Consider the following 13,915-nt stretch of genomic DNA (forward strand, 5'->3'; position numbering starts at 1 on the left):
TTTAAGAGGGGGCTGATGAAAATTGGAAGAAACAACTGGATTAGAGAGTGAACATTTAAAAAAGGTACTTAGCTTTTATCCATTTGAAGTAAGTAATATCATTCTCCAGTCAAGCAGAAGTGGGAGAACGATTTGGGAAGTTGAAACAGAAGAAGGATTAAAAATATTAAAACAAGCACATATGCACCCAAAAAGGATGCTATTTATTGCTGGAGCCCATTTACATCTCCTTCAAAATGGATTACCAATTACAAAAATTCACCAAACAAAAAGAGGGGGATTTTGTATTGGATCTGATGAGTATGCGTATGTACTATATGATAAACATCAAGGGAAAGAAGTCATTTATTATAATAAAGAACAATTAGAGAAGGTACTAATATATGCAGGGAAATTTCATCAAGCATCGGAAGGGTATATTCCGATGCAGGAAAGTAAAATACGAAGTCGATTAGGAAAATGGCATAAATTATTCAGATGGAAATTACAAGAATTAGAAGGAAACAAAAGGATTGCACTCTCTTTTCCAAATGATTTGTTTTCAACTATGTTTTTAGAGTACGCCGATAAAATGTTAGCACGTGGTAAGAAAGCATTACAAGAAATAAATGAGCCATATTATGACCAATGGACAAAAGAAGTTATTGCATCTAAAAGTTTTTGTCAGCAGGATTTTACTTTGGCAAGATTTGCAGAAATAGATGATGCTATGTTTATGAAAGAGCTACATTCTATTACAAGTGATTTACCCGTAAGAGACCTACGTATTATTTTAAACAAAGTAATGAAAAAAATGTCAGTTTGGGATACTAATTTAGCAATTCATATGTTAAGTGCCTATAACTCGGAAAATTCCTTATCAGAAAAACAATTTCGTGTTCTTTGGACCGATTTATCGTTTCCTCACTTATTCTGTTCAATTGCACATAAATACTATTTAGGACAAAAGCGTTCTTGGTCTGATGAAAAGTATATTTGGGCATTGCAAAATATCATTGCACTTGAAGATTCTAAGGAAGAATTTTTACAAAATTTTTCTGATATTTACCACGAAATCAAGAGCAATAGTGGGGGGAAATAAAATGAAGCCAGAACTGGAAGAGATAGTGATTCCTATTTTAGATTTAGAGAAATTTGTGTTTTCTCCACCTGGACCAATGGGATGGGAATTGTCCGAGTATGAGCAACAAAAAAATATTGTACTAAATGAATCTTCTGTACTAGAGAATTTAGTGATTATTAAAGAAATAGAATTAGTAGAGTTACCCAAAAATGGATTGATAGAGCTAGAAGAGCAAATCCCACCAAAAACTACAAAAATTGATGAAATAAATGATGAAGGGATTCAAAATGTAATAGAGCTAGAAGAGCAAAACCAGGAACAAAATGAGATCATTTTAACTGAAATAGAAGAGCAAAACCAGGAACAAGATGAGGTCGCTTTAACTGAAATAGAAAAGCCGAAAGTAAAAGTCAAAATTATTCTTCACGATCAACCATTAAAAAGTCCATGGCTAGCAGTAGAGTTACCCAAAAATGGATTGATAGAGCTAGAAAAGCAAATCCCGCCAAAAACTACAAAAATTGATGAAATAAATGATGAAGGGATTCAAAATGTAATAGAGCTAGAAGAGCGAAACCAGGAACAAAATGAGGTCATTTTAACTGAAATAAAAAAGCTGAAAGTAAAAGTCAAAATTATTCCTCACGATCAATCATCAAAAAGTCCATGGCTAGCGAAATTAGTAAAGAACGCTAAGGAAAACGAATAATGAAAATTCCGCAAATATATTAAGCTTTTCATATTCTTTCAACATAGTATATATAAATCTATATCGAAGGAGTTAGGTAAATGGCCGATGTGAAAAGAGCAAAAATAAAACTAGATGTTGAGAATGGCTTTAGTGTTAATTCGGATGAGGATATACAGGAAGTTCTAAAATCTCTAACTGAAATGATTCAATCTGGCACACATAATGGTGTAGAGGTTGAAATTCAATATCTTGATGAAACAGAAGTTATCTTTACAGACGAAGAAGAAGAGGACGAAGACGAGGACGAAGAAGACGAAGAAGAAGAGGACGAAGACGAGGACGAAGAAGACGAAGAAGAAGACGAAGAAGACGAAGAAGAAGAAGACGAGGACGAAGACGAAGAAGAAGACGAAGAAGACGAAGAAGAAGACGAAGAAGAAGAGGACGAAGAAGAAGACGAAGACGAAGAAGAAGAGGACGAAGAAGAAGACGAAGACGAAGACGAGGATGAAGAAGAGGACGAAGAAGAAGACGAAGACGAGGACGAAGAAGAAGACGAAGACGAGGATGAAGAAGAGGACGAAGAAGAAGAGGACGAAGAAGACGAAGAAGAGGACGAAGAAGAAGACGAAGATGAAGAAGACGAAGAGGACGAGGACGAAGAAGAAGACGAAGATGAAGAAGACGAAGAGGACGAAGACGAAGACGAAGAAGAAGACGAAGATGAAGAAGACGAAGATGAAGAAGACGAAGATGAAGAAGACGAAGATGAAGAAGACGAAGACGAAGAAGAGGAAGAAGAAGAGGACGAAGACGAAGAAGAAGAGGATGAAGAAGAGGACGAAGACGAAGAAGAGGAAGAGGATGAAGAAGAGGACGAAGACGAAGACGAAGACGAAGAAGAGGAAGAGGATGAAGAAGAGGACGAAGATGATGATGACGAAGAAGAAGACGAAGATGAAGAAGACGAAGATGAAGAAGATGACGAAGATGATGATGACGAAGAAGAAGAAGAAGATGACGATGATGATGACGAGTAAAATAATGAGCAATAAAAAAACGCTTGGTTTCCAAGCGTTTTTTATTCTTCAACATATACATGATAGAAATCCTTCATATATCTCTTGCATCAAATACATGTATTTATCTTTTTCCGACAGAAGACTCCTTCCTCAAAAATGTGAAGGTGTAAAACGTCAAATTTAGGTAGGAGATGAGTGTTGGTAGGCGTAAGCCTACCTTTGTTATTAATACAGGAACCTTACAAAAAAGCGAGATACAATCCATATTAATCAATAAGGCATACAAATTTCGTATTTACCCAAATCAAGAACAAAAAGCCTTAATTGCGAGACTCATTGGTTGTAGTCGTTTTGTATTTAATCGTTTTTCTGTTATATAAAGTTATTCTTATAAAAAGATAGAGAAAGGATTAACGTATCATTTTTTCTGACGAGCTTACTCAATTAAAAAAGAAAATGGTACGGGAAGCAGGTTGTAGTTGTATCAAAAACGTTTATTTCTAATCAGCTATGTTCGAGTTACATTTATCAAAATAAAGATGTTAAAAATCTAAATCTTCGTGAGTGGGATTGCCTTTCTTGTAGCACACATCACGATAGAGATGGTAACGCAGGACTAAATCTTAGAAACGAAGCTATCCCTCTTTTAACCGTAGGAACTACAGGGATAGCTTACTCAATTAAAATCGTTAGGTTTCCATACTTAGGAATCTCCTACTTCAAACAGCCCTTCGGGACGTTAAATGATGAGTAGTTCAAATTATTTGAATTTTGAGGGGGCGCATAATATTTCTAGCAGGCTGATTAGTGGATTCTGCTACTTGTTTATATACCTGATGTAGTTTTTCTGCTGTATGCTTAAATGTAAAATTTTTTTCCACAACGTTTCTGCCGTTTTCAGCAATCCATTGTGCAAATTCTCGTTGAAATAACAAGACATGGACGAGTCTGGCATACTCCATTGGATTAGTATATTGTTCTACTAGACAGCCGTTATGTTCATCTGTTATAACTTCAGCATTTTTCCCACGGTTTATTGTAATAGTTGGGATTCCTGCAGCCATTGCTTCATAATGAACGAGTGCCAATGGTTCGTTCCAATGTGAGCTACAAATAAATATATCCCCCATTAGAAACATATTATGAATTTGATCTGCCGGAATAAATTTAGTGAAAATTACGTGCTTTTTAATTGGTTTAGCGATTCTATATAATTTTCTAATATATTTATTTACTCTGTTATCACTAAACCATTTACCACCAACAATTACAAGCACCGTATCTTTATGTGTTTGAATAATTTTCTTCATAGCGTGAATGAGTAAATGTGGACCCTTATTTTCACATAATCGGCCAACAAATAGAATCACTTTTGTATCTTGGATATCGTATTTTGTACGAAATTCACTTCTTATTTTTTGCCCTGTTGGTGTCCAGATAGAAGGGGACTGTTTTAAATTAACACCAGAGTAGACAGTAGAAATTTTATCTTCAGCTTGTGGAAATCTCTCAATCACAGTTTGTTTAATATAGTTACTAACAGTCACGATGGCGGTAACCTTTTCAATAATAAGATTGCCTGCATAATACAAATTTACTGTGTGGAGAAGCTTGTTTATATAGAGGTATATTTTTGGGACGATTAAAGACATGTATAATATCAAAGGTATTGGTTTGGAGTGTCCTTATAACATTCTGCTCATATTCTTTTTGAGGAAAATACATGTAATTGACATTATCTCATGTTATTTGCTCTGGAAGACTTGGATCTGAAATAGAGAAAATGGTAAGCTCATACTCTTGACTTATATAGGAAGACACCCCATCAATCATCATTTGAATTGCTCCACCTTTAAACGCTGGAGATGGTAATTTTTCTGTACATATATATGCAATTTTAATAAATTAATCTCCTTTGTATAATTGTTTTACATAATGATATTCTGCCTCCAGACCGTCGAATAGAGAAACGGTTGGAGAATATTGTAGTAATGTACTGGCCTTAGATATATCTGCCCATGTTTGTTTCGGTTCCCCAGGAACTGATTTTAGAAAGTTTTTAGTTGCTGATTTACCTAATATTTTTTCTAGCATAGAAATAATGTCTAAAATGGATGCTTGTTCTTTTCCACCGATATTGATAATTTCACCTATTATATTTTTTTTTGTCTCTAAAGCGGCCACAGTTCCTCGTATACAGTCATCGATATAGGTAAAATCACGTGTTTGTGTTCCATCACCAAATATCGTGAGAGGTTTATCTTCTAACAATTGTTTAATTAATCTATGAAATGCCATGTCAGGACGTTGCCTTGGCCCATACACTGTGAAATATCTTAAAATAACAATTGGTATGTGGAAATTTTTGTGATAAACATGACATAAGTGTTCACCACTTAATTTTGTAACACCATATGGAGATAGAGGGGTAGGTAATAAATCTTCAGAAACCGCGCCAGATTTTTCACCATAAACAGAAGATGTTGATATATGAATAAATTTATCTAATTTTACATGTTTACAGGCTTCAAGTAAATGTTGTGTAACCATTATATTGTTTGTTACATAATCCTGAAAATCTTTTCCCCAGCTCGTTCTGACACCGGGTATAGCAGCTAAATGATAAACTACGTCTATATCTTGTAATAATTGCGATAAATCTGTAGTTAAAATGTTTTCTCGTATGAATTGAAAACGTGAATTCAATTGAAGAGATTGGATATTATCTGTTTTTAAAATAGCTGGAGTAGGACCGATGAAATGATCAATTCCAACTACATGATATGCATCATTTTTAAGTAACGCTTGACACAAATGAGAGCCAATGAAACCAGCGGCTCCTGTTACAAGGATTTTCATGACCGACCCACTCCTATATAGTGTAATCCGTATTTTTCTATTTCATCTTTTTCGATGCAATTACGTCCATCCACGATTGTGCATCCCTTCATAACTTGTTTGACTTGTTTCCAATTAAGTGTTTTAAATTCATTCCATTCCGTAGCAATAATAATACAATCAGAATTTGTAATTGAGGATTCTAGGTTCTCATGCTGTGTAACTTGTTTTTTTAAATGTGGAGGGAGAAAAGCTTTTGGGTCATAAGCATGTAGATCGTAGCCAAGAAGGATTAACTTTTCAAGAAGTAGTACAGCGAGGGAGCTACGAATATCATCAGTATTTGGTTTAAAGGAAATTCCTAAAACAGTTACTTTTTTTGAAGAGGGTTCTTTTATAGTATTTTTGATTTTTTCAACATAGAGATCTATCTGTGTGGAGTTAATGGATTGTACAGCTTGTAAAATAGGAACTGCTACGTGCCTATCATTTGCTGTATAGATGAGTGAATGTAAATCTTTTGGGAAGCATGATCCCCCATACCCCATTCCCGCTTGAAGAAAATGAGGGTTAATTCGAAAGTCATAGCCAATTCCTTTTGCCACTTCAACAACATCAATGTGATATGCATCACAAATTCGAGAAATTTCATTTATAAAAGATATTTTTGTAGCCAAAAATGCATTGGATGTATATTTAATCATCTCCGCCTCGTTTAATCCAGTGCAAAGGAAAGGTGCGCTAATCCCTTTATATATATCCTGCATAATTTCTAACGACTTTGTGTCATCTTTTTGGATACCTATAATAGTTCTATCTGGAATAAGCATATCGCGGACAGCAGAACCTTCGCGAAGAAATTCTGGATTAGAAACAATATTGAATAGGGATGATGAAACTCCACTTTTAATGAGTGTTTCATATAATTGCTGATTTGTACCTGGTGGAACTGTACTTTTCGTAATAATTGTTTTATATGATGTTATGGCTGGAACTAGTATATCAATAACGGAATAAAGATATTTTAGATCCGTCTTTCCACTTGATGTAGAAGGAGTTCCTACAGCGATAAGAATAACAGGTGATTGTCGAATAGCCTTATCGATATCACAACGGAATTGTAATCGATTTTGATTTTTTCGAATAAGTTCTTTTAAATCTGGTTCGTAAATAGGGCATTCTCCCTTTTGGAGAGAATGAATTTTATCTTGATCTTTATCTACACAAATAACATTATGACCCAATTCTGCTAATACCGCCGCTGATGTGAGCCCAACATAACCAGAGCCTATAATACATATATTCATATGATAGTCACCTTTCTGTACTTAGTACTAGTTGTTACAGTATATTGATGAACAACTTGGATTGGTGACAAGTGAAATGCCTATTCATATAAGCAGGGAAAAAGAAAAAAAGGTAAAGGCCCCTTTTGATTTCGTCATGAGCAGGTAAGGCGTTGAATGAATATAAATATATTAAATAAGTGAAGGAGAGAGGTTAGTGATTAAAAAAGCAATCATTCCAGCCGCTGGTTACGGCACAAGGAGTCTTCCAATTACAAAGGTGATTCCAAAAGAAATGTTTCCAATAGGGAATAAACCCGCGATTCATTATATTGTAGAAGAAGCTGTGAAGTCAGGCATTGAGCAAATATTAATTGTACTTTCTAGCCGAAAGGATTTAATAGTTGATTACTTTGATTATTCATTAGAATTGGAGGCTTTTTTAGAAAAAGAAAAAAAATCACATCTGTTAAAAGGGCTTGCTATCCCTAATGTTCAAATCCATTATATAAGGCAGCCATATGCGAGAGGACTTGGTGAGGCGATAAAATTAGGTGAAACATTTATTGGTAATGAACCTTTTGCTGTACTCTTGCCAGATGATATTGTAGTTTCGGATAAAGAAACCGCTTTAAATCAGTTGATTAGTATTTATAAAGAGACGAAAAATAGTGTAATAGGCATTCATACGGTACCAGATGAATGTTTAGAGAAGTATGGTATTATTGAAGGGAAGGCTGTAAAAGAAAATTGTGTTAGTATTACAAATATTATCGAAAAGCCGAAAGTAAATCCTCCATCTAATCTTGCCGTACTTGGTAGATATGTTTTTACACCTGATATTTTTCCTTTATTAAAAAATATTCAACCTGGTGTTGGGGGGGAATATCAATTAACAGATGCAATTCATTCTTTAATTATGACTAAAAAAGTATATGGAAAAATGATTGATGGGAAACGATTTGATATCGGGCAAGAGGATGAATATATGCAGCTTCTTAATCTTATATATGGACAAAACAGAACAAGTAAGAATTAATTTGTGGAAAAGGGTTCAGCCAATATACATTTGAAATCAATGAACGATTCCTGAAGAGTTGATGAAACACATGTGAAGGTTAAAAGTAATTAGGCGTATTTGTATCGTGCTTTTGATTCAGAAGGGAATACAATTGACTTTTATTTAAACAAGAAAAAAATCATATGGCTGCAAAGTACTTTTTCAAAAAAGCTTTGCGGTCTTTTCATGTTTCTAAGCCTCGCGTTATCACAGTAGGCCAGAGTTCAATCTTTCCGATAGCAATTATAGAATTGAAAAAAAGAAAAAAAGATACCCGTAGGCAGCTCAATCAGACAAGTCAAATATCTAAATAACATTATGGAGCGGGATCATCGTTTATTAAGAAACGGGATTCTGCCGACATCACCATCAACCTAAGATAAATTTATATCATAATTCACAGAAAATATGATTCTTTTTGTAGAAATATACAGATAGGAATCTATTTACAACAGAAATGGAATGCGAATGCTCTGTCATTCAAGAATCCCAGCCGTTAATTCGTTAGGATTAGGGCTCGCGATTTTAGTCGTGGAAGTCTCAATTCGGGTTATTCTCGCTATTATTTTTTAGCTACTGAGCACTTTCCTGAAGAAGTTCGTGGTACTAAGTCTTTATCTTCATAAATAGCATCTTCACACAACGGACACCGTCCAACGATACACCCTATTCCGATTAAGCCACCTCACTTCTCTACAAAATGAAACATTTGCCTATTTTTTTCACATTCTATTGAAACAAACGTATATTATAGTAGGAGACATTCCTTTCTTGCGAAACTCATAAGGGCCCTTTTTCAGGGCTTTTTTATACTTAAGTATGTCCGAAGAGTTTTGCAATTAATTGACGTTTACATGTCTAAGTAAAATAAAGATAACAAATTTGGTTATATGACGTGGGAATTTTATTTAAAAAATGATAACAAGTATATTCTTATTCATTCAACATTGTATGTTTTGTTTGTTTTATATATTAATTGTTTTATATGTTTTATATGTTTATATGTTTTAAGAGCATGAAATATCTTGATACATAAGGGATTATGACATTTAATTATAACAAAAATGGTTTTAAAGATAACAAATGTGGTTTTAACCATAACAAAAATGGTCTTAAAGATAACAAATTTGGTTGCTTAACTATAACAAAGATGGTTTTAAAGGTAACAAATGTGGTTTTAACCATAACAAAAATGGTTCTAAAGATAACAAATTTGGTTGCTTAACTATAGCGAAAATGGCTCTAAAGATAACAAATTTGGTTGCTTAACTAAAGCAAAAATGGTTCTAAAGATAACAAATTTGGTTGCTTAACTAAAGCAAAAATGGTTCTAAAGATAGCAAATTTGGTTGCTTAACTAAAGCAAAAATGGTTCTAAAGATAGCAAATTTGGTTGCTTAACTAAAGCAAAAATGGCTCTAAAGATAGCAAATTTGGTTGCTTAACTAAAGCGAAAATGGTTCTAAAGATAGCAAATTTGGTTATATACTTGTTATAGTTAGTAGAGCAGTAGAGGTAGGAAAGAAGGGACGTATGTAGATATGTCTAAAAATCAAGATTTACAGATTAAAGAGAATAATATTGTTTCAAAATCAAATACTTTGATTGAAGCAAATTCACGTTTGAATTTAGTGGAACAAAAAATGTTACTTTGTTTGGCTAGTAATATTGAACCCAATGATTGGGATTTTAAAACTTACACATTCCCCATTAAACATTTTCATGATCTACTTGGTCTAAATGGATCTACTAAATATTCGGAGTTAAGTAAAATTACAAAGGAATTATTATCAAAAGTAATTGAAATTCGGGCTGGGGAAGAGCTGATACAGGTATCCTGGCTTTCTTCAGCAATTTATAACAGGAATAAAGGAACAATTGATATGCGTTTCGATCCGTTATTAAAGCCATTTTTATTAGAATTAAGCAACAAGTTTACAAGCTATAGACTAGCTAATGTTATTAAATTGAAAAGTACATACGCTATACGTATTTATGAACTACTTAAACAATATGAAGATTTAAAGGAGCGTACAATTAGTCTCGAAAATTTAAGGTATTACTTAGATGCGATGGATATATACCCCAACTATGCAAATTTTAAGCAACGTGTATTGAAACCTTCTCAAAAAGAATTGGACCAAAAAACAGATATTTCTTTTGAATATGAAGAAATTAAATTAGGTAGGAAAGTACAAAAAATTAAATTTATTATCCGTAGCCAGAAAAAGAAAGATCACAATTTAGTTCATTTTGAAAAGAAATTAGATAAATTTCAACAGCCCAATACATTTGAACAAAAAATTAAAAGATTTGAAGAACGCTGTAAAGAAAAAGTGTTTCCTAAAGTGTTTAAAAAATGGGAGGCTCATAAAGAAACTGTATTAGAAATAATTGAGGATATACGTTTTCGTTCAGATATTGATTCTCCAATCGGTTATGTAGAATTCACTCTAAATTCCCGATTAAAAGAACTGTCTGATAAAGAAATACCAAACCCAAGTAGCCAAATTGAGAATAAGTCTCATAATAATAGTGTATTAGGGATTGATAACATTATTAATTTAGTTATCAGTAAATATTCAACATCTACAGGAGCTGTAGCTACATTTTTAGTTAAAGATACAGCAATTGAGGAACTAGTTAGAGTAGTTACATTAGAAGAAGCTGAAGCCATTTGGACAGAACATGAAGCGTTTGTCATGGATAAAATTTATGAATGCATTAAAAAGAATAGAAGACAGAAAAGATACTAGATGTAAACGATCTACAAGATTTCCTGACTAAATATTAGTAAACAGCGTTGATAAAGCCCCTAATAATATATAAACCAGATACAGCAATGGCCGACTCTGTTATGTTAAGAACGATAAGGTTTAGAGTGATAAAGTAAACCCAACTTCCAACGCTTGAAATACCAATGCTAAACAATAAGATAGGTGAATACCGCCAAGTTTCCAATGCTTTTTTAACGAATTTACCGAAAGAATTCTCCTTCCTCAAGCGTGTGAAGGGCGCTAGCCCAACGGTAGGTGGGAGATGAATTTCGGTTTGGCATAGCCAAAAACTTTTGATAAACTAGCTATATGAAGTTCTTTGATAACTTGATATATGAGGTTGTAGGAAGAAAATAGAGTGCGAAAACCAAGCCATTCGGTTCCTGCGTAAAATATCAACCGTACCAAAAGAGCGTCCAAGCGTTGGACATCTAGGGTTGGAACACTCCGAAGTAACGCTCAGGGAGATGAAAGGTTGCTTTCGTCGTGGAGCTGAGAAGCTCCCACTTCAAGCTTTGCTAAGTGGCGAGTAGTTCACACTCAATTGAATTCCTCCTAAAATATAATGCAGCATTTAAAACAAAATAAAAAACTCCTACCCCAAGACTTAATTGTCTTGGGGCGAGATTTTAGATCGCGGTACCACCCCAGGTTATTAATACGTCACCATATTAACCTTATCAGGTATAACAAAAATACTTATACCCTAGCTCTATAACGGGAGCACCCGTCACACTATCCCCCTATAGCAGGTTCCAATGGCTGCTCTGAGCCTTACTTCAATAAAGAAATTCTACCCCTTTTTCAGCTACCAGGTTCTCTGTATAGAATTCACTTTATTTACTCTTCTCTTCATTGTATTGAATTTCATATATAATAACATTATTGGATATATATCATAAATATTTTTGTTATATCTTATATACATACTTAGTCAACATAATCATCAGTTATGAACGGCTTTGGAACCTTGTATTGTTCCTCGAACATTTGGCTTATTCTGTGACTGTACCCATAAAGTTGCCGCTAAAGGAAGCATATCTTTGCTGTGGATTAATTATTAACCCATAAGCTTGCCGTGAATGCTGTTGGTTTGTAATAAAGTTTGATCAAAATTCTTGGGTTATTTGTTGCTAGTGAATAATTTTTTCATAAAAAGTTTAATCATTTTTCTACCTGTGTTTGCTCAACAATCGCGCCCGATTGTTGAAGATCATTGCTTAAATCTTATTCAAAATAAGCACCCGTTCGCTGAATATGGAATATCGTTTAACAAATCATAGGATATTGTGAATCTAACCTTTTAGAAGGTTTAAAAAGACCGTTCTAAACTCTAGAAGCGGTCTTTCCGTATATATTCAAGTGTTAACTACTGCTCTCGTCACTACATTCCTCATGAGGTGGATGATGGTGATGATGATGGTCGCTGCACTCTTCCCGATCACACTGGTAATCTAGTGTTGCGGGATTCGTATTGCCAAACGTCAGGTACCACGGTACTCCCAATGGTCCGCCCTTTTTATAAGGGGGGACCACCTCCTTGAACTTCTTGCTATGGACATTATAACTCCGTACTGAACCGGTAAATTTGCCTGTAGGGGCCCCCGTGGCATTGTCAAACGGGCCCGTAATAGGGACAAACAATTTTCCATCCGGTCCAAAAAGGAGTGCCTGTGCGAAAGCACGTGGTTTTCCTGGGGCATAGAGGTCAATCTTGCCGATAAACTTGCCCGTATCACCATCGAAGATTAGAATTTTGTCGGTGTCATTAGGATCATCAAGGTTTTTGAAACTAGTGACGTAGAGGTTGCCGTCAGGACCGAAGACTAAACCTTCGGGACGATGGAGGTTGTTCTTTTTATTACTCACAATAAACACATCGAATCCCCCTGATTTCAGGTTGAAGCGCAGCACCCAGCCTTTATTCGGATCTAAAAAGTCAATGACGGAGACATACAGCAAGCCGTCAGGACCGAAGACCAATCCGCGGGGGTGGAAAGGGTTGAAGCAGTGGTGGTCGACGTTACCTAGAAACATCCCAGTGGAACCATTGTACATCCGCACTTCTCCAGGCACTTCTATGCCCGTGTTGAAGTCACCAACATCTGCCACAAACAGGACATTATGTTTGGAGAGTACGATACCGCGCGGTGCCAACGGAGAGCCTGGTTCGGCTGAACGGACGAGTTCGCCCAGAAACGCCCCGGTTTGCCCATTAAACTTCAATACGTCGCCATTCTCGGTTTGCCCAACGTTCTGGTTAGTGACAAGGAGATTGCCCACATGGTTAAAGATAAGTCCCCGGGGACCATGCAAGTTTCCACTATTTGGTGCGACAAAAGTGCCAAGGAACTTCCCTGTTTTCGGGTCGAAAGTCTTCACGGTGTCGTCGAAGCCATCACCAATGTAGAGAAAGTCGCACTGGAAGCACCTGTCTTGATCTTTTTGATTATGCATTTTATCACCCTTTTAAAAACATATTTTAAGTGAAAAACTAGTTTTTACTTATATTAATATATGCTTACGGAGATTTCTCGTATAGGACATGCAGCTGATAATATAGCATATTTTTAAAGTTTGAAGCATATCTTTTGTTCTCTTCATAGCAACTTGCTTAATCATCTTTAGATCCACAAGTTTCTTTATTAAACGTTGCACAGTTTTATATGAAACTTCCATCTTTGCAGCAATTCTATTTTTGCATAGGAAACTAACACCTACATATTTACAGCTGTGGCGTTTTAAAATTTCAAGTAATGCAATTAGTTTAGATTGTACATCGGTACGCTTAATAGACATACGAATAGTGTCTCTGTATGTACGCACAGTTTTATTTAATTCTTCTACTTCTTCAAACGTAGAAAGGTTGCAATATGATTCTTCACTTACGATAACATCGATACGAGTTTTCATTATTCGGCTGCTTTGGTAAAACAAAAAAGCAACGTCACCAATGTGGTAAACGTTACTTAAGAAACCCTACATGATGTACAATAACTCCTGAGAGTATGGCAAGTGTTTACCTGGGTGTATCAGGTGGACGGTATATAAAGTGTTGGCGCACGATATATACACGTTATGCTCTTTTGTTGTATTTGTTGTATTTGTTGTATTTGTTGTTTTGCCCACATACTTTTCCTTTTATAACGTTTTTTATCAATAAAGAAAAAATATAGAT

General features: G+C 35.0%; 9 protein-coding genes and 5 pseudogenes. 8 read left to right on the forward strand and 6 right to left on the reverse strand.

Going from position 1 to position 13,915, the window contains the following annotated elements:
- Positions 1 to 22: 22 nt before the first annotated feature.
- The 5 genes and pseudogenes from cotS to ACTFQM_RS24795 form a co-directional block, all read left to right on the forward strand.
- Positions 23 to 1,081 (forward strand): spore coat putative kinase CotS, encoded by a 1,059-nt coding sequence (cotS, locus tag ACTFQM_RS24775; protein ID WP_025151162.1) that lies wholly within the window; start codon positions 23 to 25, stop codon positions 1,079 to 1,081.
- 1 nt (position 1,082) lies between these two features.
- Complete coding sequence (locus ACTFQM_RS24780; protein ID WP_440036686.1) at positions 1,083 to 1,772, forward strand: hypothetical protein; 690 nt, start codon at positions 1,083 to 1,085, stop codon at positions 1,770 to 1,772.
- Positions 1,773 to 1,852: 80 nt separating this feature from the next.
- Positions 1,853 to 2,794: a hypothetical protein gene (locus ACTFQM_RS24785; RefSeq protein ID WP_440036687.1), complete on the forward strand. Its 942-nt coding sequence runs from the start codon at positions 1,853 to 1,855 to the stop codon at positions 2,792 to 2,794.
- Positions 2,795 to 2,967: 173 nt separating this feature from the next.
- Positions 2,968 to 3,156 (forward strand): helix-turn-helix domain-containing protein, encoded by a 189-nt coding sequence (locus ACTFQM_RS24790; RefSeq protein ID WP_440036688.1) that lies wholly within the window; start codon positions 2,968 to 2,970, stop codon positions 3,154 to 3,156.
- 68 nt (positions 3,157 to 3,224) lie between these two features.
- A pseudogene (locus ACTFQM_RS24795) lies at positions 3,225 to 3,449 on the forward strand (zinc ribbon domain-containing protein); the annotation flags it as partial.
- 82 nt (positions 3,450 to 3,531) lie between these two features.
- Here ACTFQM_RS24795 and ACTFQM_RS24800 read toward each other — a convergent pair.
- The 3 genes and pseudogenes from ACTFQM_RS24800 to ACTFQM_RS24810 form a co-directional block, all read right to left on the reverse strand.
- Positions 3,532 to 4,678 (reverse strand): annotated as a pseudogene (locus tag ACTFQM_RS24800) (glycosyltransferase family 4 protein).
- A gap of 3 nt (positions 4,679 to 4,681) precedes the next feature.
- Complete coding sequence (locus ACTFQM_RS24805) at positions 4,682 to 5,635, reverse strand: NAD-dependent epimerase/dehydratase family protein (RefSeq protein WP_440036690.1); 954 nt, start codon at positions 5,633 to 5,635, stop codon at positions 4,682 to 4,684.
- Complete coding sequence (locus ACTFQM_RS24810; protein ID WP_002174977.1) at positions 5,632 to 6,921, reverse strand: UDP-glucose dehydrogenase family protein; 1,290 nt, start codon at positions 6,919 to 6,921, stop codon at positions 5,632 to 5,634. The genes ACTFQM_RS24805 and ACTFQM_RS24810 overlap by 4 nt, the downstream gene beginning before the upstream one ends.
- 196 nt (positions 6,922 to 7,117) lie before the next feature.
- Between ACTFQM_RS24810 and ACTFQM_RS24815 the strand changes: the two genes are divergently transcribed.
- The 3 genes and pseudogenes from ACTFQM_RS24815 (at position 7,118) to ACTFQM_RS24825 (ending at position 10,716) form a co-directional block, all read left to right on the forward strand.
- The gene (locus ACTFQM_RS24815) at positions 7,118 to 7,939 is read left to right on the forward strand and encodes a UTP--glucose-1-phosphate uridylyltransferase (RefSeq protein WP_440036691.1); all 822 of its coding nucleotides are present in this window, start codon (positions 7,118 to 7,120) and stop codon (positions 7,937 to 7,939) included.
- Between the two features lie 27 nt (positions 7,940 to 7,966).
- Positions 7,967 to 8,314, forward strand: a pseudogene (locus ACTFQM_RS24820) (DDE-type integrase/transposase/recombinase); the annotation flags it as partial.
- A 1,187-nt stretch (positions 8,315 to 9,501) separates the two neighbouring features.
- Positions 9,502 to 10,716, forward strand: coding sequence for a replication initiation protein (locus tag ACTFQM_RS24825; RefSeq protein WP_440036693.1), 1,215 nt, complete (start codon positions 9,502 to 9,504; stop codon positions 10,714 to 10,716).
- Between the two features lie 30 nt (positions 10,717 to 10,746).
- Here ACTFQM_RS24825 and ACTFQM_RS24830 read toward each other — a convergent pair.
- The 3 genes and pseudogenes from ACTFQM_RS24830 to ACTFQM_RS24840 form a co-directional block, all read right to left on the reverse strand.
- Positions 10,747 to 10,963 (reverse strand): annotated as a pseudogene (locus ACTFQM_RS24830) (hypothetical protein); the annotation flags it as partial.
- Positions 10,964 to 12,102: 1,139 nt separating this feature from the next.
- A complete protein-coding gene (locus ACTFQM_RS24835) occupies positions 12,103 to 13,194 on the reverse strand; it encodes a Vgb family protein (RefSeq protein WP_440036695.1) in 1,092 nt (363 codons plus the stop codon).
- Between the two features lie 117 nt (positions 13,195 to 13,311).
- Positions 13,312 to 13,650 (reverse strand): annotated as a pseudogene (locus ACTFQM_RS24840) (helix-turn-helix domain-containing protein); the annotation flags it as partial.
- Positions 13,651 to 13,915: the final 265 nt, after the last annotated feature.

Origin of the sequence: Bacillus cereus group sp. MYBK30-2 (assembly GCF_051915945.1) — a bacterium.
GTDB lineage: Bacteria > Bacillota > Bacilli > Bacillales > Bacillaceae_G > Bacillus_A > Bacillus_A paramycoides.